Here is a 25,038-nt window from a genome sequence, read left to right on the forward strand (position 1 = left end):
CAGTACGGCGGCAGCGACGTCCGGGCCGTTTCTCTGGCCCACAGGTGCCACGCCTCACAATCCGCCGGGCAGCACCCCCTCCTCGATGTCGGCGAAGTCGTCCTCGCTCGCCGAGAGGTACTGCTCCCAGGACTGCTTGTCCCAGATCTCCACCCGTGTGCTCGCGCCGATCACCACGAGTTCGCGGTTCAGCGCCGCATACTCCCGAAGATGCGCCGGGATGGTGACCCGGCCCTGCTTGTCGGGGATCTCGTCGTGCGCACTGGCGAAGAACACCCGGCTGTAGGCCCGGGCGGCCTTGTGGGTGACCGGCTGTTCGCGCAGCTGGTCGGCGATCCGCTGGAACTCCGGCATCGGGAAGACGTACAGGCAACGCTCCTGCCCCTTGGTGATCACGACACCTCCCGCCAACTCGTCGCGGAACTTCGCCGGAAGGATCAGTCGGCCCTTGTCGTCCAGGCGCGGGGTGTGCGTGCCGAGGAACATCGGCCCAACCCCCCTGCCCCGGGCGCCGCCGCAGAGCCAGCTCTGTGCGGATCACCTGTCGTCTGGGCCGGCAAATTCCCTCGGATTCAGCTCCTCCTCAGGCCCTGCCACTGCGCTCCACTCTACTCCACTTCCCTCCACTCGCAACCAGAATGACGGCTTCCGCGAACCCGATTCGCGGATGTATCCGCACGTCAGAGCCGGTGGGGTGGAAGTGGAGGGCCGGGCGGGCCGCACCATGGTCCACTTTCCGACATGCCGCCCACCCGGGCACGAAAGTCCCCCGATTTCGGGCGTTGGGGAAGGCGCGGTTGCCCTTCGGCACCCCATCGGGGAGGAAAGTGGAGGAGAAAGTGGAGCGGACATGACAGTGGGGCGCGACCCCGTACCGGGTCGCGCCCCACTGAACTGTCGTACTGCTCTTACTGGTGCTGTCGGTGACCGTACCGCTGAGCGGAACTCAGACGAGGCGGCGCACGACGTAGTTCTTGCCGTAGACCTTCTGCTTCTTGACCTTGTCACCCGTGTGCGGTGCGGCCCACATGTAGCCGCCGCCGGCGTAGATGCCGACGTGGGTGCCGTAGGAGCCGGAGCGGAAGACCAGCAGGTCGCCGGCCTTCTTGCTGCCCTTGCCGACGGCCTTGCCGTACCGCTGCTGCGAGTTGGCCTTGTGCGGCAGCTTCTTGCCGGCGGCCTTCTTGTAGACGTACATGGTGTAGCCGGAGCAGTCGAACCGGTTCGGACCGGAAGCACCGAACTTGTACGGCGCACCCTTGTGCTTGGCCGCCTCGGCCAGCACCTTGGCCGCCTTGTTCTGGGTCTTCACGGTGATCTTGGTCTGGCTGCTGCGCGTCGAGGTGTAGCCCTTACCGCCGGAGAAGACGGTGCGGTAGTACAGCGACGAGCCGGGCTTGGTCAGGATCGAGACCGCGCCCTTGGAGTCGGTCGACCGGGTGACCCAGGTCTTCCACGACTTGCCGCCCCGGATCTGCAGCTTGACCTTGACGCTCTTGACGCCCTTGCCGGTCTTCGGGTTGATGAGCTTCGCGGTCACCCGGACCGTCTGACCCTTCTTCACCGACCTCCTGTTGTAGGAGTTCGTGAGCTTGGGCTTGACGGCTGCCGACGCGGCCGCAGTGACGGGCGCCGGAGCGGCGGAGGCCGCCGGGGTGCCGATCAGCTGGCTGGCCGCGAGGCTGAGACCCAGGGACAGAGCGATGGGACCGGTGCCAACGGTACGACGGCGCCGGTGCGAGGTGCTTTCGTGCACGGTAGAGAGATCCCTCCGGCACGCCTGCGAGGTTAGCTGTCGGGTTCGGGCGGGAAGGTTGCCCGGCCACCGATGGTGGCTTCACCCCAAGGTCCTCCGTGGTACGCCGCGACTGGCGCGTACCCCGTGGGACCGAATCTGGGTCCCCCGTCCCTGCCCCCGTATGCCTGTGTTGTCGTTCGCGTACGTGTGGTCGCGCCGCTCGGACCGGGGCAGGGCTCGGCGTGGTCCGTTGCGGTGCGAGCGGCGAGCGGGCGCTCACCGGCTCGTCCTTGCTACCCGATTTCCGGGTGACGTGCAGGACTCCCCTTGGCTACGGAGAGTATTTGGCACGCGAACCCCTGTCCGGTTTGTAACCACGCCGTGACAAATGCCAGTGCACCAGGTGATTGGCTGATCACTTTACGTCGAAGGTTACGGGTGAAACACAACACACAAAAAGCCCGACGGGGCCGATCATGGGCCGGATCCAGGTCGGGAGAATGTGACCGTAAACGCCCCCACCGGCGCAAACTCGGCGACAGGCGGCGTAGTGGAGATCATCCGTTCGGCCGAGGGGGCCACCCAGCGGTGGATGTCCACAGGACGCACCCAGGGCCACTCGACGTAGTGTCCGTTTCCGGTACCCTCGTCGCCGTGACGGACGGGAAGATGCCCCTACGGGCCAAGGTCGCGACCTCCGTGTCGCGAACCGCTGCGGCGCTCTCACGGGCGGCCGGCCGCGGCGACGGCTCGGTGATCGGCGGGTGGATCGGTCTCAAGATCGATCCCGACCTGCTGAAGAACCTCGCCGCCGGCCGCGCGATCGCGCTGGTCTCGGGCACCAACGGCAAGACGACCACGACCCGGTTCACCGCGGCCGCCCTCGGCGTGCTGGGCCCGGTCGCCACCAACTCCTTCGGCGCCAACATGCCCACCGGGCACACCTCGGCCCTGGCCAAGGCCGGTGCCACCCCGTTCGCGGTGCTCGAGGTCGACGAGCACTACCTGGCCCGGGTCATCGACGAGACCACCCCGCGGGTGGTCGCGCTGCTCAACCTCTCGCGCGACCAGCTCGACCGGGCCAAGGAAGTCGCCATGATGGCCCAGATGTGGCGGACCGCCCTGGCCGCCCACCCCGACGTGCACGTGGTCGCCAACGCCGACGACCCGATGGTGGTCTGGGCGGCGGTCAACACCGCGCACGTCGTCTGGTTCAGCGCCGGCCAGCGCTGGCACGACGACTCGTTCGTCTGCCCGGAGTGCGGCTCCCCGATCGAACGGGCGAACGGCGACTGGCGCTGCACCGGGTGCCCGCTGCGCCGCCCGCAGGCCCAGTGGACCGTCGAGGACGACGGCGTCATCGACCCCCGCGGCGACTGGCACCTGGTCAAGCTCCAGCTGCCCGGGCACGTCAACCTGGGCAACGCCGCCACCGCGCTGGCCGTGGCCGCCGAGTTCGGCGTCCGCCCGATAGAGGCCGTCCCCCGGCTGGCCGGCGTCGCCTCGGTGGCGGGCCGCTACGCCCAGGTGGAACGCGACGGCCGCAACATCCGGCTGCTGCTGGCCAAGAACCCGGCCAGCTGGCTCGAGGCGTTCGACATGGCCGAGGTGGCCCCCACCCTGCTGTCGATCAACGCCCGCGACCCCGACGGCTTCGACACGTCCTGGCTCTACGACGTCGACTTCTCCCCGCTGCGCGGCCGGCAGGTGCTGATCACCGGCGACCGGGCCTACGACCTGGCGGTCCGGCTGGAAGTGAACGATGTCGCCTTCCGGCACGTGCATACCTTCGACGAGGCGGTGCAGGCCAGCCCGCCCGGTCGCCTAGAGGTGATCGCCAACTACACGGCGTTCCAGGACATCCGAGCGGAGTTGGACCGTGTCAACTGAGAGCACCCTACGGATCGTCTGGATCTATCCGGACCTGCTCTCGACGTACGGCGATCGGGGGAATCTGCTGATCCTGGGCCGTCGTGCGGCGCTGCGGGGCATCCCGGTGGAGACGTACGAGGTCCGCTCGGACCAGGCCATGCCCACCACCGCCGACATCTATCTGATCGGCGGCGGCGAGGACGGCCCGCAGGCGCTGGCCGCCCAGCGGCTGATCGCCGATGGCGGCCTGCACCGGGCCGTCCACCAGGGCGCGGCCGTGCTCGCCGTGTGCGCCGGCTACCAGCTGTTCGGCAGCTCGTTCTTCGCCAAGGGCGCCAAGTGCGCCGGCCTGGACCTGCTCGACCTGAGCTCGGACCGGGGCGAGACACGCGCGGTGGGCGAGGTTCGCGGCGACATCGATCCCCGGCTAGGGTTGCCCCCGTTGACCGGATTCGAGAACCACGGCGGCCGGACCCACCTGGGTCCCGGAGTGGCCCCACTGGCCCGGGTGACCGCCGGCATCGGCAACGACGGCCAGACCGAGGGCGCCTGGCACGGCAAGATCCTCGGCACCTACGCGCACGGCCCGGCGCTGGCCCGCAACCCAGCGATAGCCGATCTGCTACTGCGCTGGGCGATCGGCGCGGATAGTCTTCAACCGCTCGACGACACCTGGGCCGACCGGCTCAGAGGCGAGCGGCTCGCCGCGGCAGGCGCCGCCTGAGCACTGCAGGCGCCGATCACCAGACCTGGACCGACGAGACCTTAGGGGTACGCCTGCATGACTGACACCCTGATCGCCCCGCGGGGCATCGCCACCCCCGCCACGGACCCTCAGGTCAGCACGCAGCACCCGACGACCCCGCTCGGCTGGCGGCGCCGGCTCACCCGCGTCGGCATCCTCGCCGCCGTCATCACCGCACTCGGCGTGGCGGCCGCGGTCCTGCCGTTGCAGGCCATCGCGGACTCGGTCGTGGGCCTCGGCCCGGCGGCCGCCGTGGCGATCGCGGTGGTGGGCGGCCTGCTCCTGTCGGTGCTCGTCCCCCGTACCGCGATCACCCTGGCCTGCGGCGCCCTGCTCGGCCCGGCCACCGGCGCGGCCACCGCGCTGGCCGCGGCCATCATCGCCGCGGTGGCGACCTACTACGCGGGCCGCTGGGCCGGCCGGGGCGCCCTGGGCGCGCGGGCGGGCGGCAAACTGGACCGCCTGGACGGCTGGCTGAACCGCCGCGGCCTGTCGGCGGTGCTGCTGGTCCGCTTCCTGCCGCTGGCCCCGTTCGGCCTGATCGGCTACGCGTACGGCACGACGTCGGTGTGCCGCAAGCGCTACCTGCTCGGCACGACGCTGGCCTCGGTGCCGTCCGCGGTCTCGTACGCGGTGATCGGCGCGGCGGTGACGTCGCCGGGCTCGATGAACCCGCTGACGCTGGCACCGGCGGCGATCGGGATCGGCCTGACGACGACGATCGTGCTGCGGTGGCGGCTGGCCGCCCGCCGCGACGCCGCAGCTGCGGTCGCTGCTGTCTGAGCCGACGCACCTGGAGAGACGACGCACGGCCCGCCGCACCCGCGGTGGGCCGTTCTCCATTCCCGGCACCCCGCGGCGGCCTTCGGCCCGGATCAGGCCCCGCAGCTCACACCAGCGGCCCGTCGCACCCTCGCCAGGCCAGTCACCCGTCCCCACACCCCGCCGCGGCGACACCACGCAGTCCTCCACGGCCTGATCGGGCCCAGCAGCCCAAGACCAACTATCACTCCCAGCACCCCGACCCCGTGACACCTGCACGCAGGCCTCCGCCGACGCGATCAGCCCAGCGGCTCGATCGGCAGCGGCCGGCAAGGCCGAGGCGGTGACTCCGACAGCCGACTGGTCACCGCTCGCGCAACGGCCGACAAGGCCGAAGCGGTAACTCCGACAGCCGACTGCCCACCACTCGCGCACCGGCCGACAAGGCCAAGGCGGTAACTCCGACAGCCGACTGCCCACCACTCGCGCACCGGCCGGCAAGGCCGAAGCGGTGACTCCGACAGCCGACTGGCCACCACTCGCGCAGCGGCCGCCCGGCAGCGCAGCGGCCCCGCCGCGCATACCCATGTCTCGGTCAGCGTCCGAGACCTTGGTAATTTCTGGCCCCCATAGGGGCCACCAGCGACCAAAATCTCGAATACCCCGAGTAGCAGCGCAGATCTGGGGAAGCGGCCAACGGGCTTGCGAGCCACCTGGTCAGTGAAGAGGCATTGTGGCCCGTCGGAGCCGCTCAGGTGACCAGCGTGAGGGCGATGGCAGCCGTGTGCCGAATCGGGCGGGAGGCGAACAGAGAAGCGAAAAGCCCGCCCCCAACCAGGTCAGCTCAAGGCGGCGAGGTCGGTGAAGAAGTGCGGGTACGTCTTGGCCACGCAACCCGGATCGGCGATCTCGATCCCCGCCGACCGCAGCCCCAGCAGCGACAGGCTCATCGCCATCCGGTGGTCCTCGTACGTGGCGAAGCGCGTCGGCCGCGGCACCCCCGGACGGATCGTGAAGCCGTCCTCGTCCTCCACCGCGTCGATCCCGGCCCGGCGCAGCTCGGTCACCACGGCCGCCACCCGATCGGTCTCCTTGCCGCGGATGAAGCCGATTCCCCGGACCCGGGTCGGCGAGTCGGCGTAGACCGCCACCGCCGCCAGCGTCTGGGCCGTATCCGAAATGTCGGACATGTCGACGTCCACGCCGCGGAGTGTGCCCGTGGCGCTCACCGTGAGCGAGTCCGCCGAGCGGGTCACGGTGGCACCCATCCGTTCCAGCACGTCGGCGAAACCGACATCACCCTGCAGGCTGCCGGTCCCGAGCCCGCGGACGGTCACCCGGCCGCCGGCGACCGCCGCCGCGCCCAGGAAGTACGAGGCCGCGCTGGCGTCAGGCTCGACCGCATAGTCGGTGGGCCGGTAGGTGCCCGGCGCCACGGTCAGGCCGTCGACGCGTACGCCGAAGGCTGTCATCACCGCCCGGGTCATCTCCACGTACGGCACCGACACCAGCGGGGAGGTCAGCTCCACCGTGAGGCCGTCGGTCATCAGGGGGCCGGCCATCAGCAGGCCGGACAGGAACTGGCTCGAGATGTGGCCACTGACCTGCACCGGGCCGCCACGCAGCGGGCCGCGCACGGTCGCGGGCAGGAACCCCGTCGTGGAGACCTCCGCGCCGAGGTCGCGCAGGGCGTCCAAAACCGGGCCGAACGGGCGCGCGCGCAGCTGCGGGGTGCCGTCGACCACGGTACGGCCGGGACGCAGCGCCGCCGCCGGCAGGATGAACCGGGACGTGGTGCCGGACTGCCGGGCGTCGACGGCGGCGTCGGCTGTTCCGGTACGCGGGTCGACGCCGGTCACCCGGATCACAGCCGCCTCGGGATCGGCGTCGACGGTGGCCCCCAGGGCGGCCACCGCGTCGAGCATCGCCCGGGTGTCGTCGGCGAACAGGGCCCCGGTCAGCGTCGACGTGCCCGGGGCCAGGGCGGCGCAGAGCAGCGCCCGGTTGGTGATGCTCTTCGACCCCGGTGGGCGCACGGTCGCGTCCAGGGGTGAACTCAGCGGGGCAACAGTCAGGACGTCCGGGAGATCAGGCACGTACCAGATTGTTCCGGTACGGCGTGCCCGACCTCCCGACGGCCCCGACGCTGTCCTGCATGTGGAACGACGGTCAGACGACGACGCTGACCAGCCGGCCGGCGACCACGATCACCTTGCGGGGCTCCCGGCCGGCCAGCGCCTCGGCCACGGACTCCAGCGCTGCCGTGCGTACCGTCTCCTCGCTCGCGTCCGGCGCGACCTCGACCCGGCCGCGGACCTTGCCGTTGACCTGCACCGGGTAGGTGACCGACTCGGCCACCAGCTGGGCCGGGTCGGGCACCGGGAAGTCGGCGTAGGCCAGCGTGTCGTCGTGGCCCAGCTTGCGCCACAGCTCCTCGGCCAGGTGCGGCGCGAACGGCGAGGTCATCAGCACCAGCGGCTCGATCGCCTCGCGGGACGTCGTGCCCAGCGGGGTCAGCGTGTTGGTCAGCTGGATCAGCTTGGCGATGGCCGTGTTGAACCGCAGCTCGTCCATGTCCTCGCGGACACCGTCGATGGTCTGGTGCAGCGCCCGCCGGGTCCTGGCGTCCAGCGGCTCGTCGGTGACCCGGACGGCGCCGGTCTCCTCGTCGACCACCAGACGCCACACTCGCTGCAGGAAGCGCTGCGAACCGACCACCGCCCTGGTGTCCCAGGGGCGGGACACGTCCAGCGGGCCCATCGCCATCTCGTACACCCGGAACGTGTCGGCGCCGTACTGCTCGCTCATGTCGTCCGGGGTGACGACGTTCTTCAGCGACTTGCCCATCTTGCCGTACTCGCGGTCGACCTCCTGCTCGCCGAAGTACCACTTGCCGTCGCGCTCGACGACCTCCTCGGCGGGCACGATGACGCCGCGCGCGTCGCGGAACGCGTACGCCTGGATGTAGCCCTGGTTGAACAGCTTGCGGAACGGCTCGAAGGACGAGATGTGGCCCAGGTCGTACAGCACCTTGTGCCAGAAGCGGGCGTACAGCAGGTGCAGGACCGCATGCTCGACGCCGCCGACGTACAGGTCGACGCCGCCGCAGTCCGCGGAGTCCTTCGGGCCCATCCAGTAGGCCTCGTTCTCCTGCTCGACCAGCACCTTGTCGTTGTGCGGGTCCAGGTAGCGCAGCTCGTACCAGCACGATCCGGCCCACTGCGGCATCGTGTTGGTCTCACGCGTGTAGGTCTTGGGGCCGTCGCCCAGGTCCAGCTCGACGGTCACCCAGTCCTTCTTGCGCGACAGCGGCGTCTCCGGCTCGCTGTGCTCGTCGTCCGGGTCGAAGGTGCGCGGCGAGAAGTCGTCGGTGTCCGGCAGCACCACCGGCAGCATCGACTCGGGCAGCGCGACGGGCAGGCCGGTCTCGTCGTAGACGATCGGGAACGGCTCGCCCCAGTAGCGCTGCCGGCTGAACAGCCAGTCGCGCAGCCGGAACGTGGTCGCGCCCCGGCCGTGGCCGTGCTCCTCCAGCCAGGCGATCATCGCGGCCTTGGCGTCGGCCACGCCCATCCCGTTCAGCCAGTCGCTGTTGATTGCCGGGGCGTCGCCGGTGAAAGCCCCCGCGAAGCCGTCGGGCGCCTGCACCGTACGGATGATCGGCAGGTCGAAGACCTCCGCGAACGCCCAGTCGCGCTCGTCCTGGCCGGGCACCGCCATGATCGCGCCGGTGCCGTAGCCGGCCAGCACGTAGTCGGCGATGAACACCGGGACGCGCGCGCCGTTGACCGGGTTGGTCGCGTACGCGCCGGTGAAGACGCCCGTCTTGACCTTGGCGTCGGCGGTCCGCTCCTCCTCGGTCTTGGCCGCGGCCTCGGCCCGGTACGCCGCGACGGCCTCCCCCGGGCTCGCGTGCCCACCCGTCCAGACCGCCTTGGTGCCCTCGGGCCAGGCCGCCGGCACGACGGAGTCGACCAGGGAGTGCTCGGGCGCCAGCACCATGTACGTGGCGCCGAACAGCGTGTCGGGCCGGGTGGTGAAGACGCTGATCACGTCGTCGCCGCCGACCGGGAAGTCCACGTGCGCACCCCGGGAACGGCCGATCCAGTTGCGCTGCATCAGCTTGACCGGCTCGGGCCAGTCCAGCGTGTCCAGGTCGTCGACCAGCCGGTCGCCGTACTGGGTGATGCGCATCATCCACTGCTTCAGGCTGCGCTTGAAGACCGGGAAGTTGCCGCGCTCGCTGCGCCCGTCCGGGGTGACCTCCTCGTTGGCCAGCACGGTGCCCAACCCCGGGCACCAGTTGACCGGCGCCTCGCTGACGTACGCCAGGCGGTGGTCGTTGATCACCTGCCGGCGCTCGACGTCGGACAGCTCCGCCCACGCCCGCCCGTCGGGCGTCTCGCGCTCGCCGGCCTCGAACTGCGAGATCAGGATCTCGATCGGCTTGGCCTTGGCGTCGGACGGGTCGAACCACGAGTTGAAGACCTGCAGGAAGATCCACTGCGTCCAGCGGTAGTACTCGGGGTCGGTGGTGGAGAAGCTGCGCCGCTCGTCGTAGGCCAGGCCCAGCCGGCGCAGCTGACCGCGGTAGCGCTCGACGTTGGCCTCGGTGGTGATCCGCGGGTGGGTGCCGGTCTGCACCGCGTACTGCTCGGCGGGCAGGCCGAAGGCGTCGAAGCCCATCGGGTGCAGCACGTTGTAACCCGCCATCCGCTTGTAGCGGGTGTAGCAGTCCGTGCCGATGTAGCCCAGCGGGTGCCCGACGTGCAGGCCGGCGCCGGACGGGTAGGGGAACATGTCCTGCACGTGCAGCTTGGGCGCCCCGGCCCGCGGGTGCGTGGGATCGGCCAGCTCACCGGTGGGGTTCGGCGCGTGGAACGTGCCGTGGCCGGACCAGAATTCCTGCCAGCGGGGCTCGATCTCCGCGGCCAGGGCCGCTGTGTAGCGGTACGGCGGGACGTCCGTGTTGGTCTCGGACTCGCTCATCGTCACCATCTCGTTCTTTTCGAAAAGTCAGTCGACAAGGATCACCTACTTCAGGGCACAAAAAAGCCCCTCTCGCAGGAGGGGGCGCCGCGCCGAACTCTGTTATGAGGTCAGCACGGCTGGCTAAGAAGCAGGAAGGACCGAGCCATGACTGCATGATACCGGGCGTCCGGTTCTCGCGGCACCCGGTATCAACCGGGCTGATTCGTAACCCATCCGATATGCGTGTCCAGTTGACCACAAGCCGTCACTGCCGCTAGCGCGCGCTCGGCAGGTTGCTGTGACCGGGCTAACCTGTGGGGAACGGGCGGCGAGCGCCGGAGGCCCACGGACCGCCGGCCGCCCGCGAACCTTCGGTTCCTTTTCTACGTGAGCACGTAGGAAGGGGCTTGAACGACATGGAGGAGGCCCGTGACAACGCCAACCTGGGACCAGCCCGGCGGTCCCCTGCCGAGTGATGAGTTCCTCGCCGCAAGCGGGGCCATCATGGCCAACATCGAGCAGGTCATCGAGGGCAAGAGCGCGACGGTCCGGCTGGCTCTGGCCGTGCTGCTCGCCGAGGGCCACTTGCTGATCGAGGACGTGCCGGGCGTCGGCAAGACCAAGCTCGCCAAGGCGCTCGCCCGCTCGATCGACTGTTCGGTCCGGCGCATCCAGTTCACGCCCGACCTGCTGCCCAGCGACGTGACCGGGGTGAGCGTCTACAACCAGGAGACGCGCGACTTCGAGTTCAAGCCGGGCGCGGTGTTCGCCAACCTGGTGGTCGGCGACGAGATCAACCGGGCCTCACCCAAGACCCAGTCCGCCCTGCTCGAGTGCATGGAGGAGCGGCAGGTCACGGTCGACGGCACCACGTACGAGCTGCAGGCGCCGTTCATGGTCATCGCGACCCAGAACCCGATCGAGATGGAGGGCACCTACCCCCTCCCCGAGGCGCAGCGCGACCGCTTCACCGCCCGCATCGCGATGGGCTACCCGGACCCGCGCGCCGAGATGGCGATGCTCAACGGTCACGGCGCCCACGACCCGCTGAACGACCTGCGGTCCGTCGCCGACGCCGCCCTGGTCCGCCGGCTGATCGCCACGGCGCGCGACGTACACGCGGCCGACGCCGTCCAGCAGTACGCGATCGCGCTCGTCACGGCCACCCGGGAGGCACCGGAGATCCGCCTCGGCGCCTCACCGCGGTCCACCCTGCAGCTCATCCGTACGGCCAAGGCCGTCGCCGCCCTCGAGGGTCGCGACTACGTCCTGCCCGACGACCTGCAGACCCTGGCCGTGCCGGTGCTGGCCCACCGCATCATCCCGACCGCGGACGCCCAGCTCAACCGGCGTACGACCGACGCCATCGTGGCCGAGATCGTGCACCGGCTGCCGCTGCCGCACGACCGCAACCGCTCGCCGTACGACACGCGCGCGGTCGGCGACACCCGCGGGCAGTACGAGTCGCGGGGGCGCTGACATGCGCGAGGCCATGCGGGGACTGACCACCCGCGGCCGTTCCTTCCTGGCCGCCGGCTCGGCCGCCGCCATCTCGGCGTTCATCCTCGGTGAGAAGGACCTGCTGCGGGTGGCGATCCTGCTGGCCATGCTGCCGCTGCTGGCCGCGGCGTACGTCGGGCGCAGCCGCTACAAGCTGGCGTGCACCCGCTCGCTGGAGCCCGGCCGCGCCCCGGTCGGCTCCAGCGCGCGCGTCATCCTGCGCCTGCAGAACATGTCCCGGCTGCCCACCGGCACGCTGCTGCTGGAGGACCGGCTGCCGTACGCCCTGGGCAGCCGGCCCCGCGTGGTGCTGGAACGGCTCGGCGCGCACCAGGCCAGCTCGGTGGCGTACACGGTCCGCGCCGACGTGCGCGGCCGGTATCCGGTCGGCCCGCTGGTGATCCGGCTGACCGACCCGTTCGGGCTGTGCGAGCTGACCCGCTCGTTCCCCAGCGTCGACCGGCTCACGGTCATCCCGCAGGTCGTCCCCCTGCCCGCCGTGCGGCTCGCCGGCGAATACGCGGGCACCGGCGACAGCCGCGCCCGGTCGGTGGCCGTGCACGGCGAGGACGACGCGGCCACCCGGGAGTACCGGCGCGGCGACGACCTGCGCCGGGTGCACTGGCGTTCCACCGCCCGCACCGGTGAGCTCATGGTGCGCCGCGAGGAGCAGCCGTGGGAGAGCCGAGCCACAGTCGTTCTGGACACCCGGCAGGCCGCGCACCGTGGCGAGGGCCCGACGGCGAGCTTCGAATGGGCCGTCTCGGCCGCCGCCAGCATCGCGATGCACCTGCGCCAGGCCGGCTACAAGCTGCGCCTCGTGACCGGGGAAGGGACCGACGTCGACGCCACCGAGATCGGTGGTGAGGGCGCGATCCTGGACACCCTGGCCGACGTCAAGCTGGCCCGCGCCGGTGACATCTCGGTGCTGGTGGACCAGGTCCGGCGGCGTTCCGACGGCGGCCTGGTGATCGGCCTGTTCGGCACGCTGAGCGTGGCCGAGGCCGAGGTGCTCACCGGGCTGCGGGGCAACGGCGCCACCTGCATCGGGTTCGCGATCGACAGTTCCACCTGGGTGAACATGCCACCCGGGGAACGCACCGAGGCCGACCGGGCGCACGGCGCCACGGCTCTGGCCCTGGTCCGCAGCGGCTGGCGTTCGGTGCCCGTCGCGCACGGCGACTCGCTCGCCGCGCTCTGGCCGGCGGCCGGACGCGGTTCGCAAGGTTTCGCCTACCGGGCGGCGATGGCCGAGACGGTCGGGCGATGAAGGGAGTTCTACGGTGACCGGGCGACGACGACTGGGACTCGTGGCGGCGGCCGCGACCCTGCTGGCGGCGGCGCCGCTGTCGGCGATCTTCGACACCTGGACCTGGCTGCTGGAGTGCATCCTCGCGGTCGGCCTGGTGGCCGGCGCGGCGGTGCTGACCCGTACGCTGCGTTTCCCGTCCTGGGCGCAGGCGCTGGGCATGGTCGTGGTGCTGCTGCTGACCCTGACCTGGATGTTCCCCAGCGGCGACGAACTGCTCTCGCTGATCCCCTCCCCGGCGACGTTCGAGCACTTCGGCGCGCTGTTCACCGACGCCGGCAACGACACCCGCTCGTACGGTGTGCCGGTCCCCGACCGCGAGGGCCTGCTCTTCGTCGCCGTCTTCGGCATCGGGGCGGTCGCGATCGCGGTCGACCTGCTCACCGTCGTGGCCCGCAAGCCGGCCCTGGCCGGCCTGCCGATGCTGGCCATCTACTCGGTCCCGGTCGCCGTGTACGTCGACAGCGTCCCGGTGCTGCCGTTCATCGTCGGCGCGACCGGCTTCCTCTGGCTGCTGGTCGCCGACAACGTGGACCGGGTGCGCCGCTTCGGCCGCCGCTTCACCGGCGACGGCCGCGACGTCGACGTGTGGGAGCCGTCGCCGCTGGCCGCGGCCGGACGCCGGCTCGCCGTGATCGGCGTCGCCACGGCCGTGCTGCTGCCGGTGATCGTCCCGGGCCTCAACACCGGCCTGCTCAACTCGCTCACCCAGGCCGGCAGCGGTAACGGTACGGGCGGCTCGGGCAAGGGTGGCACCGGCCGGATCAACCTGTTCGCCTCGCTCAGCGGCCAGCTCAACCAGACCCAGGTCACCAACTACGTCCGGGTCACGACCAACGAACCGGACCCGTTCTACCTGCGGTTCGGCGTCGCCGACGTGCTCTCCTCGGACGGCTTCAGCAACCGCACGCCGAACGGCCAGCCGCTGTCCCGCGGCCTCTACGACCCGCGTGAGAGCGGCACCACGGCCGGCGCGCAGTACCGCCAGTACCACGCCGAGGTGGAGATCACGAAGGACTTCGGCCAGACCCTGGCCCCGGTCTACGCCACCACGATCGACACCGACGGCCTCGACGGCGCCTGGTCGTACGACCCGAACACCCAGGTGGTCTACTCCAACCGCACGACCACCAAGGAGAAGAAGTACTCGTTCGACTACGTGCGGGCCAAGTACACGCCCGCCGAGCTGCGCAGCGCCGAGGCCCTGCCCCGCGACAACCCGCTGCGGACCCAGTTCACCACGGTCCCGCAGGACGCGAAGGTCGAGAAGCTGGTCGACGACCTGACCAAGGGCGAGCGCACCGAGTACGACAAGGTCGCGGCGATCTACCGCTACTTCTCCCGGGACAACGGCTTCACGTACAGCCTGCAGACCGCGGACCCGGAGGCGGGCGCGTCGGTGATCACGGCGTTCCTGGAGGGCAAGGCGGGCTACTGCCAGCAGTACGCGGCGGCGATGGCCTGGATGGTCCGCGAGGCGGGCATCCCGGCCCGGGTGGCGTTCGGCTTCACCCGCGGCAGCACCCGCGACGGCGACGCGTACGTGCTGACGAACCGCAACGCCCACGCCTGGACCGAGGTCTACCTGGACGGCTTCGGCTGGGTCCCGTTCGACGCGACCCCGGCGGCCGCGGTCGTGGGCTCGACCCGCTCCGACTGGGCCCCGGACACCGACGCGGTGGAGACGGCGTCCCCGACGTCGACGGCCACGGTGGCCCCGGGCACCGACACCTCGGCCGGACCGGGAGCGGCGGAGCGCCCGGACCGCGACGTCGATGCCGGCGCCCAGGGCCTGAACGACCCGGGAAACCAGTCGGGCCCCTCGACCACGGCCCTGCTGACGGCGGGAATCATCGCCCTGGTCCTGGTTCTGCTGGCGGTGCCGGCCCTGCGCCGGGTCCTGGTCCGCCGACGCCGCCACGCGGCCACAGCCCCGAAGACAACGGTGGCGGCGGCGACGGGCCCGGCCCCACCGGGCACCCGGGAAGTCGTGGTGACCACCGAGGTGGTCCGCGCCCGCGAGGACGCCCACGCCGCCTGGGACGAACTGGTCGACACGATGATCGACTACCGCGTACCGGTGGACCCGACGGAAACGCCGAGGCACACCGCCCGGCGCCTGGTCCGCGAGGCCGATCTGACCGACACGCCGGCGGAGTCGGCGACGCTGCTGGGCCGGGCCGAGGAACGAGCCCGGTACGCCCGGCAGCCGTTGCAGGGCGGCGAGCTGACGGTGGCGCTGAACCAGGTCCGGAAGGGCCTGGCCAAGACGGCGACGAAGCGGACGCGGTTCGCGGCGGTCGTGCTGCCGCCGTCGGTGCTGCTGCGGTGGCGGCTGGGCATGGGAGACACGTCGGCCCGGTGGGTCGGCAGCTTCAGCCGGGGCCGTGACCTGCTGGTCCGCTTCAGCCCCCGCCGACTGCTGGCGAACCGGGCCCGCTGACCGGCAGCCACCCGCGCCTCTGGAGCCGCCCTGCCGACCTGTGGTCCGGTAGGGCGGCTCCGTATTCCCGCCAAGGGCTCTTCGCGGGCGTGCTCGTGCTCCTCGGAAGCGGCCCGTGCGGGAAGCGGCAGTCACCGACCACCGCTGACGGCACCCCACCGAGGACCCGATCACGCCGCGAGAATTCTCGGAGACGGTGTCGGATCCGGAGCAGGTCGTTCGTGGAGCAGGTGAGAGGCGGCCGGCGGAGGTCGCCGGGACCAGGGAGTGATGGGATGACGCGGTACTTGATCTCGTTCGACGACGGCGCGATGGACCACATCTCCGGCGGGGAGTTGCCGGAAGTGGGTAAGGAAACGCACGCCGTGGTTCAGGAGGCCGTGGACGCCGGGGTGTGGGTCTTCGGCGCCGGGCTGGAGCGACAGCGGGCGAGCGTCGTGGACACCGACGGAATCGTCACCGACGGTCCCTACCCGGAGATCAAAGAGGTCATCGGCGGGTTCGTGGTCGTCGACGTGGCCTCGCGGGAGGAGGCGCTGGCGTGGGCCACCAAGTTCGCCGTCTCCTGCCGCTGCGCCCAGGAGGTCCGGGAGCTGCTGCCCGACCCCGAGCTGGACGAGATGGTCCGCCGGACCGAGCAGCGATCGTGACGACCGGCGGCGCCTGATCGGGCGTCGGCGCGGATCGGGGGTCGGGCTGGGGTCAGGCCCGGTCCCCGGAGTCGGCCATGGTCAGCCGCAGCTCTCGGCTTGAGGTCGACCCTGTCGCGGCGAGCCTGCATCCTGCAGTTACGGCCCTGCCCGGGCGTAGCAATGAGCGGCGTCCCTCTGCAGGACGCCGCTGCGATATTTCCTGCTCATCGTGGGTGATGAGCGTGCGGATACGGCGATGGCGGCCGGATGGCCGCCATTCGTCGCCGCTGGTTGTCCGGGCTAGCGGTGGCCCTCGGGACGCTGACGCCAGCGGTCCTCGAGCCGGTCGATGAAGCCCGCTTTCCGGGTCGAGCGGGTGCGGCGGGTCGCGGTGCCACCGACGGCGTGCAGGTCAGGGGCCTGACCCTTCCGCCGGCTCTGCATCCCGAACGCGGCCGCGGCCAGCATGACCACGAATCCCGCCACGCCGAGCAGCGTGTTGCTGCTCACCGTGCCGTAGACAACCAACGCCAGACCAGCGACGATCACGAACGCGGCGACGACGAGTCGGCGCCGGGCGTGGAAACGTGGGTCGCTGGCCCGCACAGCCGAGGCGAATTTGGGGTCCTCGGCAAGCGACTGCTCGATCTGGTCGAACAGCCGCTGCTCGTGCTCCGAGAGCGGCACGGCATTCCTCCCCGGGCGCATGTCCGGCCCCCCGGCGGTGGTGCAGGCGGGCCGATGGTGCGAGACAGCCGACCGGCTGCCTTACCGCAAGTCTACGAGGGCGTCGGCGGGTCGGAAAGCGGGACGACCGTCGAGTGCGGGTGATTTTCGGTTCGGCGATGATCGGTTTGTCCCAAAAGACTGGCCGGTCCGACGATGGAGCGGCCGAAACGGGCCGCCAGCGCGTCCGTAGCGGCCTCCGCCTCGCGCCAGCCGCGCTCCGGCTCCCCCAGCGTGAGCTGCCGTGATGTGGTCGCGGCGGCGCTGAGGCCCTCGACCCGGACGCCGACGAGACGGATCGGCTCGGCGACCCGCAGCGCCTCGAAGAGCGTCCAGGAAGTCGCAAAAATCTCCCGGGCCACATCGGTGCCCGTCGGCATCGTGCGGGACCGGTTGACCGTCCGGAAGTCCGCCACCCGGATCTTGATCGTGACGGTCCGCCCCACGTGCCCGGCGGCGCGCAGCCGCGCGCCGACCTTGTCGGCCAGGGCCAGCAGGCTGCGCCGGATCGTCACCGGGTCGGTGACGTCGGTGTCGTACGTCATCTCGGCGCCGATCGACTTGTCCACGTGCTCGGCCACCACCCGGCGGCTGTCGCGCCCCCAGGCCAGCTCGTGCAGGTGCGCGGCGGACGCCTCCCCGAGTGCGGAACGCAGCATGCCCAGCGGCGCGGCAGCCAGGTCACCGACCGTCATCAGGCCGAGCCGGTGCAGCGTCTCGGCGGCCTTCTCCCCCACGCCCCACAGCGCGTCGACGGGCAGCGGGTGCAGGAAGTCGAGCACCTGGCCGGCCGGGACGACGGTCACGCCGTCGGGCTTGGCCCGGGTGGAGCCCAGCTTGGCCACGAACTTGCTCGGCGCGACCCCGACCGAGCAGGTCAGCCGCTGCTCCTCGGCGATCCGGGCGCGGATGTCCCGGGCGATGACCGCCGGCCGGCCGAGCAGCCGCTGGGCGCCGGCCACGTCGAGGAACGCCTCGTCCAGGGAGAGCGGCTCGACCAGCGGCGTGACGTCCCGGAAGATCCGCATGACGGCGGTGGAGGCGGCCGAATACTCGGAGAAGTCGGTTGTCAGGAAGACCGCGTGGGGGCACAGGGCGCGGGCGCGCATGGCCGGCATCGCGCTGCGCACGCCGTAGCGACGGGCCTCGTAGCTGGCCGAGCTGACCACGCCGCGCGGGCCGAGCCCACCCACGATGACCGCCTTGCCGCGCAGCTCAGGACGGCGACGGACCTCGACGGCGGCGAAGAAGGCGTCCATGTCGACGTGCAGGATGGTGCAGCCCGCGTCGTCGGCCTCCGGCCCGAACCGCGGATCACGCCCCCGGCCGATGGCCTGACTTCGTCCCACGAGGGAACGCTATCCGTGGGGTACGACAAAACGCGGCCACCCCGGCTCGGACAGGGCCGGACGGCCGACGCGCGGCCACCGGCAGGGATGACCCATTGTGCGCTCAGCGGCCGATGAGCAGCGGGATCCGCATCTCGGCCCCGGTCACCGACCCGTGGTAGCCGACCAGCTGCCCCACCGCCGGCGGCTCCCACCCGCTCGCGACGATCACCGTTCGCCCCTGGCAGATCACCACCACCTCGCCGATCCGCTCGAGGTGGGCCGCCGGGACCGGGCCGAACCATCCTTCCGCGACCGCCTCCTCGCGGGTCAGCACCCACGCCGCGTCGCCCAGCACCCCGCGCCACGCCGCGATCACGTCGTCGCGTGCCCCGTTCTCGGCGTACAGGTAGCGGACCCGGGGCTCGCCCGCCACCGCGACGATTCCTGCCGCCAGCACCGGGTCCCGGCCCAGGTCGATGCGGCCCTCGGCCGGCACGTTGAGCTGTCCGTGGTCGGCTGTGACCAGCAGCGCGGCGTTCGGGGGCAGCCCCTCGACCAGGCGGGTGACCAGCCGGCCGACCTCGGCCGCGGCTTCCTGCCAGGGCGGTGAGCCGACCCCGGCCGCGTGTCCGTGGTGGTCGAGGTCGGGGTGGTAGCCGTAGACCAGGCCGGGCCGGGACAGCGCCTCCAGCATGCGAGCGGAGAGGGTGTGCGGGTCGGCGGCGCCCACGAAGGCGGCTCCGCGGTTCGCCGCCACGGTCAGGCCGGTGCCCTCGAACTCGGGCCGGGTCACCTGGGTGACGCGCAGGCCGGCGGCCGTCGCGGTCTCGAAGCGGGTCGGCTCCGGCTGCCACTTGGCCGGGTCCGGGTCGTCGCCCCACCTGATGTGGTTGAGGATGCCGCCGTCGGGCCTGCGCAGCGTGAAGCCGAGGATGCCGTGCGCGCCCGGCCGGGCTCCGGTGCCCAGAGTGACCAGGCTGACCGGGGTCGTGGAGGGAAAACCCGAGGTCAGGGCCCGGACGGGCAGCTCACCCAGGATCGGGGCGTGGGCCGCGGCGACCGGCATCTGGTACGCGCCCAGCCCGTCGACCAGCAGCACGGCGATCCGGTCCACGCCGTCCAGCTCGGCGCCCAGCCCCAGCACATCCGTGGCGCCGGGCACGCCGAGCACCGCGCAGACACTGGGCATCAGGTCGGCCAGGCTGGCGCTCCCGTACGCGGGCCGGACCGGGGTGAAGGCGTCCGGGGGCAGCTGATCGGTCATGGGCGCCGCGCGAAGAGGTGCAGCTGGGAGGCGATGTCGCGGAACGGCGGGCGGGCGGCGAGGGCCAGTTCCAGCTCCAGCATCGCCTGCGGGTCCGCCTCGACCACGGCGGCCGGGACGAGGTCGGCGAGTACGCGTACCCCGTGGATCTCCTCGACCGTGAGGCCCGCCGCGCTCAGCAGCGCCGACGCGGTCTCCGCGTCGTAGCGCCGGCGCAGGGTGTCGCGGGTGCCGGCGCGACCCTCGTCGTCGCCGGACAGCGCGGCCGCCGCGGCGATGTGGCCGTTGACCGCGCGGCCCAGCACGGCTGCCGCCCGGCCCGCGACCAGCAGGCTGACCGCACCGCCGGGGCGCAGTGCGGCGCTGATCGCGGCGACCACCCCGGCCGGGTCGTCGACGACCTCCAGCACGGAGTGGCACAGGATCAGGTCGGCGCTGCCCGGCGCGACCAGCCCGGCGAGCGCGTCGCCGTCGCCCTGCACCGCGCGGACCCGGTCGGCCACGCCCGCGTCGGCGGCCCGCCGGGTCAGGGCGGCCAGCGCGTCGGGGCTGGCGTCCACGACGGTCACGGTGTGCCCGGCCTCGGCCAGCGGTACGGCGAAACCGCCCGTCCCGCCGCCGACGTCCAGCACGGTCAGCTCCCGCCCGGCGCTGCGCTCGAGCTCGCGGCGCAGTACGGCCCAGACGGCAGCGGTACGCACGGTGACGGGCGGGCGGGGGGTTCGCGTCGATGCGGTGTCCACCTGGGCAGCGTATCGGCCGGGCGGGCAGCCGGAGTGCGGAGCCGCTTCGCTGGAGGACGACGACCGGTCTTTCCATGATCGTTGCCCGCGGCGGTGACCTGGTTGGAACGTGGTTCCAGTCAATGCCGTACCGGGAAGGGACACCACCGATGAACATTGCCGAGAAGCTGGCCCGTCAGGTGCTCGAGGTCTTCGACACCGGGGACGTCGCCGCCGCGGGACACCTGGTGGCCGAGGACTTCGTCGATCACGGCGCGCCACCGTGGGCGCCGCAGGGCCGCGCGGGCTACCTCCAGATCCTCACGTTCCTCACCACCGCGCTGAAGATCCGCTACGAGGTGCACGACATGGTCGCCGACGGGGACAAGGTGGCGGTCCGGGCCACCGCGCACGGCGTCCACGACGTCGATACGCTCGGCTTCGCACCCACCGGCAAGCCGTACGCGATGCCGACCATGCACCTCTACCGCGCCCGGAACGGCCTGCTCGCCGAGCACTGGGGCGTCCGCGACGAGCTGAGCGTGCTGTGGCAGGTCGGCGCGTTGCGGCCACCGGCGCCGATCCCCCTGAGCGAGGCATGAGAAGCACAGCCAGAGCGGAACAGGTCCGGGCCACCCGGCAGAAGGTGCTGGTGGCGGCCCGTGACCTGTTCCTGCGCCGGGGCTACTCCGGCGCGACCATCGAGGCGATCGCCAAGCGGGCCGCGGTCAGCCCGCAGACCGTCTACAACGTGGTCGGCGGCAAGGCGGCGCTGCTCAAGGCCGTGTACGACGTGACGCTGGCCGGCGACGACGAGCCCGTACCGATGATCGAGCGGCCGATCGCGCGGGCCATGCTCGCCGCCACCGACCCGCGGGAGTGCCTGCGGTTGTACGCCCGGATGGGCCGGGAGCTGGCCGAGCGGGCCGGGCCGCTGATCGCGGTGGTGTTCGTGCAGGGTGCGGGACGCGACCCGGACGTCCGCGCGTTCGTCGACCGGATCGAGGGTGAGCGGGCGATCGGCACCGCCGGGGTGGCCCGGCACGTCGCCCGGCGCTTCGGGCTGCGCGACGGGCTGACCGAGTCCGAGGCCGGCGACGTGCTGTGGGCTCTGACCGCGCCGGAAGTGCTGGACCGCTTCACCCGCCGGCGCGGCTGGAGCCTGGATCGCTACGAGCGCTGGCTGGCCGAGACCATGGCCGAGTCGCTGCTCAGAAGGCCGTGAGCACCCCGGTCGTGCGGTGCATGTCGCAGCGGTTGCCGAACTTGTGCGACCAGTTCACCGGGCGGCCCCGCCAGGTGCCCTTGACCTGGGCGGTGACCGGCGCGTACTCCATCGTGCACATCATCGGCGCCGGGGTGAGCCGGCTCGGGTCGCCGCCGACGGCGGCCAGCGACCGGCAGGCCTTGACCTTCTTGGGGTGGGCCCCGCCGGCCGGGTCGCACCGCAACTTCACCGCGGCCGCGTAGCCGGCCTCAGCCAGATAACTCACCGTAAGGTCGGTCTTCTTCGCCGCAGCCGCGGAGGCCGGTGGGGCGACGGCGGCCGGGGCCGCGAGCAGCAGGACTGCGGCGGCGATGGTGCTGATCATGATGCTCTCCCGATGCCACGTTTCCGGTGCGCATCCGGTCTACCCCACAAAAGGTGCAGGACGCGTAGAACGGAAATATAGTGTCCGTTCACCGGAAGTCGCGGGACGCCGGGCTGATCGGTGGGGTGACCGCCTCCAGCCGGTCCGCCACCAGGTTGAGCACCCCCTCGGACTTCTCCAGCCGCCCCCGCACGATCAGCGCCGCACTGCCGCGCGCCACCCGCTTGTACCGCTGCCACAGCCCCGGCGAACACGTCACGTTCAGCATCCCGGTCTCGTCCTCGAGGTTGATGAACGTGACCCCGCCCGCCGTCGCCGGCCGCTGCCGGTGGGTGACGATGCCGCCGACCCGGATCCGGGTGCCGGCCTCGACCCGGCCCAGCCGCGCGATCGGCACCGCCTCCGCGCGGTCCAGCTCGGCCCGGATGAACTGGGCGGGATGCGCGTCCGGGGACAGGCCGGTGGCCCAGACGTCCGCGACGAGCTTGTCCACATCGGCCATGCCGGGCAGCGTCGGCGCGGTCGTGCCGGTGACCGTACCCGGCAGGCGGTCCGGTTTGTCCGAGGCGGCGGCGCCCGCCGCCCACAGCGCCTCGCGCCGCGAGAGGCCGAAGCCCGCGAAGGCGTCGGCGGTCGCGAGGGCCTCCAGGTGGGCGGTCGAGCATCCGGTCCGGCGTGCGAGATCCGCGAGATCCCGGTACGGCCCGTGCGCGCGGCGCTCCTGCTCGATGACCTTGGCGAGGTCGTCGCCGAGGGTACGGACGCTGCTCAGCCCCATCCGCACAGCCGGGCCACCCAGTCCCCAGGCGTGCGGCGGCTCGCCGGGCGCGCTGCCCCAGCGGGTCTGCGCGGTCGACTCCAGCACCGCGGCGGCGTCGCTGAGGTTGATGTCCGGGCGGCGCACCTCGACGCCGTGCCGGCGGGCGTCGTCGACCAGCGACTGCGGCGAGTAGAAGCCCATCGGCTGGGCGTTGAGCAGCGCCGCGCAGAACGCCGCCGGGTGGTAGCGCTTGAGCCAGGAACTGGCGTAGACCAGGTACGCGAAGCTCATCGCGTGGCTCTCCGGGAAGCCGTAGTTGGCGAACGCGGACAGCTTCAGGAACAGCTCGTCGGCCAGCTCCCCGGTGATGCCCCGCTCGGCCATCCCCTCGTACAGGCGGCTCCTGATCCGTTCCATCTTCTCCGCCGACCGCTTGGAGCCCATCGCCCGGCGCAGCTGATCGGCCTCGGCCGGGTCGAAGCCCGCGACGTCGATGGCCAGCTGCATCAGCTGCTCCTGGAACAGCGGCACACCCAGGGTCTTCTCCAGCGCGTTGCGCATCAGCGGATGCGGGTAGGTGACCTGCTCCAGGCCGTTCTTGCGCCGGATGAACGGGTGCACCGAGCCGCCCTGGATCGGGCCGGGCCGGATCAGCGCGACCTCGACGACCAGGTCGTAGAACTCGCGGGGCTTGAGCCGGGGCAGCGTCGCCATCTGCGCGCGGCTCTCCACCTGGAAGACCCCGACGGAATCGGCCCGGCACAACATGTCGTAGACCTCGGGGTCGTCCAGCCGCATGGTGCCGATGTCCAGATCGGAGGAGATCATGTCGTACGCGTAGTGCAGCGCCGACAGCATGCCCAGCCCCAGCAGGTCGAACTTGACCAGCTCGATCGCCGCGCAGTCGTCCTTGTCCCACTGCAGCACCGTGCGCCCGGGCATCCGCCCCCACTCCACCGGGCACACCTCGATGATCGGCCGGTCGCAGATGACCATGCCGCCGGAGTGGATGCCCAGGTGCCGGGGGAAGTTCTGCACCTGGTTGGCGAACGACACGACCTGCTCGGGGATCTCCTCCACGTCGACCGAGGCGACACTGCCCCACCGGTCGATCTGCTTGCTCCACGCGTCCTGCTGCCCGGGCGAGAAGCCGAAAGCCTTGGCCATGTCCCGGACGGCGGACCGCGGACGATACGAGATCACGTTGGCTACCTGCGCGGTGTGCTCCCGGCCGTACCGGCGGTAGACGTACTGGATGACCTCCTCGCGGCGGTCGGACTCGATGTCGACATCGATGTCCGGCGGCCCGTCCCGCTCCGGCGCCAGGAACCGCTCGAAGAGCAGGTCGTACGCGACGGCGTCCACGTTGGTGATGCGCAGCGCGTAACAGACCGCGGAGTTGGCGGCCGAGCCCCGCCCCTGGCAGTAGATGTCCGCGTCCCGGCAGAACTTCACGATGTCGTAGACCACCAGGAAGTACCCGGGGAAGTTCAGCTCCGCGATCATCTTCAGCTCGTGCTCGATCTGCGCGTACGCCTTCGGATGGGCCTGCGGTGGCCCGTACCGTTCCCGCGCGCCGCGCATGGTCAGTTCCCGCAGCCAGCTCATCTCGGTGTGCCCGGGCGGAATGTCGAAATCGGGGAGCTTCGGCGCGACCAGGTTCAGATCGAAGGCCAGATCATCACCGAACATCGCGGCGTTCTCCACCGCCCCCGGGTACGCCGCGAACCGCCGCCGCATCTCGGCCCCGCTGCGCAGGTGGGCGGTGCCGGCAGCGGGCAGCCAGCCGTCCATGTCGTCGAGGCTGCGCCGCGCCCGTACGGCGGCCAGCGCGGTGGCCAGCCGGCGCCGCGCCGGAGTCGCATAGTGCACGTTGTTGGTCGCGACCACTTCCAGCCGGCGACTGCGGGCCAGCTCGTACAGGGCGTCGTTGCGGTCGTCGTCGTAGGGGTCGCCGTGCGCGGTCAGCTCCACCACGACATTGCTGTGGCCGAACAGCCGGACGAGCCGGTCCAGCTCGTACGCGGCCGCCGGCAGCCCGCCACCGGCCAGCGCCCGGGGCACACTGCCCTTGCGGCACCCGGTCAGCACGAGCACATGGTCACGCAGCACCGCGGCGACGTCCTCCAGCTCCCCGTACGCCGGTTTGCCCTTCTCCTCGCCGTCGAGCTGCCCGCGGGAGATGGTGCGGGCCAGCCGGGCGTACCCCTCGGGGCCGTGCGCGAGGGCCAGCAGATGCCGGCCCTCGGGGTCGGCCTCACCGTTCTGCGGCTTGGCGAGATCCAGCGACAGCTCGGCGCCGAAAATCGTGGGCAACCCCAGCTCACGGGCGGCCTGAGAGAAACGCACGACCCCGTAGAACCCGTCGTGGTCGGTGACGGCCAGTCCGGTGAGCCCCAGGCGGGCGGCCTCCTCGGCGAGCTCCTCCGGGTGGCTGGCGCCGTCCAGGAAACTGAAGTTGGTGTGACAGTGCAGTTCGGCGTACCGGTCGGGGCTGGGTGTCCGGACCAGGGCCGGCGCCTGATAGGGCTGCCGCTTGCGGCTCCAGGCGGGGGAATCCCCGCCGTCGCCGTCGACGGCGAGCGGATCGACGACATGCAGATGCTTGCCGGTGAGGGTGCCCTCCAGCTTGGACCACGGCATCCGCGGATTGTGGAAACTCATCGGCCGG

Annotated in this window: 19 protein-coding genes and 1 riboswitch; of the genes, 9 read left to right on the forward strand and 10 right to left on the reverse strand. The window is 71.6% G+C overall.

Annotated features, from left to right (window positions below):
* Positions 1 to 54 precede the first annotated feature (54 nt).
* Together mraZ and AB0C12_RS14915 are read right to left on the reverse strand one after the other, a co-directional pair.
* The gene (mraZ, locus tag AB0C12_RS14910; RefSeq protein ID WP_212993900.1) at positions 55 to 486 is read right to left on the reverse strand and encodes a division/cell wall cluster transcriptional repressor MraZ; all 432 of its coding nucleotides are present in this window, start codon (positions 484 to 486) and stop codon (positions 55 to 57) included.
* Between the two features lie 460 nt (positions 487 to 946).
* On the reverse strand, positions 947 to 1,756 hold the full coding sequence (locus AB0C12_RS14915; RefSeq protein ID WP_360548019.1) for a C40 family peptidase: 810 nt from the start codon (positions 1,754 to 1,756) through the stop codon (positions 947 to 949).
* A 6-nt stretch (positions 1,757 to 1,762) separates the two neighbouring features.
* Positions 1,763 to 1,944, reverse strand: a riboswitch (cyclic di-AMP (ydaO/yuaA leader).
* Between the two features lie 463 nt (positions 1,945 to 2,407).
* On the opposite strand from AB0C12_RS14915, the gene AB0C12_RS14920 reads away from it, so the two are divergent.
* From AB0C12_RS14920 to AB0C12_RS14930, 3 genes are read left to right on the forward strand one after another with little or no spacing between them, the layout of a single operon-like run.
* Entirely contained in the window at positions 2,408 to 3,628 is a 1,221-nt protein-coding gene (locus tag AB0C12_RS14920) for a MurT ligase domain-containing protein (RefSeq protein WP_360549016.1), read from the forward strand.
* Positions 3,618 to 4,334, forward strand: coding sequence for a glutamine amidotransferase (locus AB0C12_RS14925; RefSeq protein WP_360548021.1), 717 nt, complete (start codon positions 3,618 to 3,620; stop codon positions 4,332 to 4,334). Before AB0C12_RS14920 ends, AB0C12_RS14925 begins: the two co-directional genes overlap by 11 nt.
* Positions 4,335 to 4,391: 57 nt before the next feature.
* On the forward strand, positions 4,392 to 5,138 hold the full coding sequence (locus tag AB0C12_RS14930) for a VTT domain-containing protein (protein WP_360548023.1): 747 nt from the start codon (positions 4,392 to 4,394) through the stop codon (positions 5,136 to 5,138).
* Positions 5,139 to 5,956: 818 nt separating this feature from the next.
* On the opposite strand, the gene aroA is transcribed toward AB0C12_RS14930, so the two are convergent.
* Together aroA and leuS are read right to left on the reverse strand one after the other, a co-directional pair.
* Positions 5,957 to 7,213, reverse strand: coding sequence for a 3-phosphoshikimate 1-carboxyvinyltransferase (gene aroA / locus AB0C12_RS14935; protein ID WP_360548025.1), 1,257 nt, complete (start codon positions 7,211 to 7,213; stop codon positions 5,957 to 5,959).
* 73 nt (positions 7,214 to 7,286) lie between these two features.
* Positions 7,287 to 10,106 carry a leucine--tRNA ligase gene (gene leuS / locus AB0C12_RS14940; protein WP_360548027.1) on the reverse strand — a complete coding sequence of 940 codons (2,820 nt, stop codon included), beginning with the start codon at positions 10,104 to 10,106 and terminating at the stop codon, positions 7,287 to 7,289.
* Between the two features lie 411 nt (positions 10,107 to 10,517).
* Here leuS and AB0C12_RS14945 point away from each other — a divergent pair, with 411 nt between their 5' ends.
* The 4 genes from AB0C12_RS14945 to AB0C12_RS14960 all read left to right on the forward strand — a co-directional run bounded on the left by AB0C12_RS14945 (position 10,518) and on the right by AB0C12_RS14960 (position 15,990).
* A complete protein-coding gene (locus tag AB0C12_RS14945) occupies positions 10,518 to 11,567 on the forward strand; it encodes a MoxR family ATPase (protein ID WP_360548029.1) in 1,050 nt (349 codons plus the stop codon).
* 1 nt (position 11,568) lies between these two features.
* Positions 11,569 to 12,858, forward strand: a complete 1,290-nt coding sequence (locus tag AB0C12_RS14950; RefSeq protein ID WP_360548031.1) for a DUF58 domain-containing protein — start codon at positions 11,569 to 11,571, stop codon at positions 12,856 to 12,858.
* A gap of 13 nt (positions 12,859 to 12,871) precedes the next feature.
* Positions 12,872 to 15,340, forward strand: a complete 2,469-nt coding sequence (locus tag AB0C12_RS14955) for a DUF3488 and transglutaminase-like domain-containing protein (RefSeq protein ID WP_360548033.1) — start codon at positions 12,872 to 12,874, stop codon at positions 15,338 to 15,340.
* A 275-nt stretch (positions 15,341 to 15,615) separates the two neighbouring features.
* On the forward strand, positions 15,616 to 15,990 hold the full coding sequence (locus tag AB0C12_RS14960) for a YciI family protein (protein WP_360548035.1): 375 nt from the start codon (positions 15,616 to 15,618) through the stop codon (positions 15,988 to 15,990).
* A gap of 282 nt (positions 15,991 to 16,272) precedes the next feature.
* Here AB0C12_RS14960 and AB0C12_RS14965 read toward each other — a convergent pair whose 3' ends face one another.
* From AB0C12_RS14965 to AB0C12_RS14980, 4 genes are all read right to left on the reverse strand, one after another.
* The gene (locus AB0C12_RS14965) at positions 16,273 to 16,659 is read right to left on the reverse strand and encodes a DUF3040 domain-containing protein (protein ID WP_212993889.1); all 387 of its coding nucleotides are present in this window, start codon (positions 16,657 to 16,659) and stop codon (positions 16,273 to 16,275) included.
* Between the two features lie 92 nt (positions 16,660 to 16,751).
* Complete coding sequence (locus AB0C12_RS14970; protein WP_360548037.1) at positions 16,752 to 18,047, reverse strand: DNA polymerase IV; 1,296 nt, start codon at positions 18,045 to 18,047, stop codon at positions 16,752 to 16,754.
* A gap of 103 nt (positions 18,048 to 18,150) precedes the next feature.
* The gene (locus AB0C12_RS14975) at positions 18,151 to 19,293 is read right to left on the reverse strand and encodes a nucleotide pyrophosphatase/phosphodiesterase family protein (RefSeq protein WP_360548039.1); all 1,143 of its coding nucleotides are present in this window, start codon (positions 19,291 to 19,293) and stop codon (positions 18,151 to 18,153) included.
* Positions 19,290 to 20,036, reverse strand: coding sequence for a methyltransferase domain-containing protein (locus AB0C12_RS14980; protein ID WP_360548041.1), 747 nt, complete (start codon positions 20,034 to 20,036; stop codon positions 19,290 to 19,292). The genes AB0C12_RS14975 and AB0C12_RS14980 overlap by 4 nt, the downstream gene beginning before the upstream one ends.
* 149 nt (positions 20,037 to 20,185) lie before the next feature.
* Here AB0C12_RS14980 and AB0C12_RS14985 point away from each other — a divergent pair, with 149 nt between their 5' ends.
* Positions 20,186 to 20,617 carry an ester cyclase gene (locus AB0C12_RS14985; RefSeq protein WP_360548043.1) on the forward strand — a complete coding sequence of 144 codons (432 nt, stop codon included), beginning with the start codon at positions 20,186 to 20,188 and terminating at the stop codon, positions 20,615 to 20,617.
* Positions 20,614 to 21,240 carry a helix-turn-helix domain-containing protein gene (locus tag AB0C12_RS14990; RefSeq protein WP_360548045.1) on the forward strand — a complete coding sequence of 209 codons (627 nt, stop codon included), beginning with the start codon at positions 20,614 to 20,616 and terminating at the stop codon, positions 21,238 to 21,240. The genes AB0C12_RS14985 and AB0C12_RS14990 overlap by 4 nt, the downstream gene beginning before the upstream one ends.
* On the opposite strand, the gene AB0C12_RS14995 is transcribed toward AB0C12_RS14990, so the two are convergent.
* Together AB0C12_RS14995 and AB0C12_RS15000 are read right to left on the reverse strand one after the other, a co-directional pair.
* A complete protein-coding gene (locus tag AB0C12_RS14995; RefSeq protein ID WP_360548047.1) occupies positions 21,227 to 21,607 on the reverse strand; it encodes an SSI family serine proteinase inhibitor in 381 nt (126 codons plus the stop codon). The genes AB0C12_RS14990 and AB0C12_RS14995 overlap by 14 nt on opposite strands.
* 88 nt (positions 21,608 to 21,695) lie before the next feature.
* Positions 21,696 to 25,031 carry an error-prone DNA polymerase gene (locus AB0C12_RS15000; RefSeq protein WP_360548049.1) on the reverse strand — a complete coding sequence of 1,112 codons (3,336 nt, stop codon included), beginning with the start codon at positions 25,029 to 25,031 and terminating at the stop codon, positions 21,696 to 21,698.
* Positions 25,032 to 25,038: the final 7 nt, after the last annotated feature.

The sequence above is a fragment of the Actinoplanes sp. NPDC048967 genome, assembly GCF_040649415.1.
In the GTDB taxonomy this organism is placed as follows: Bacteria; Actinomycetota; Actinomycetes; order Mycobacteriales; family Micromonosporaceae; genus Actinoplanes.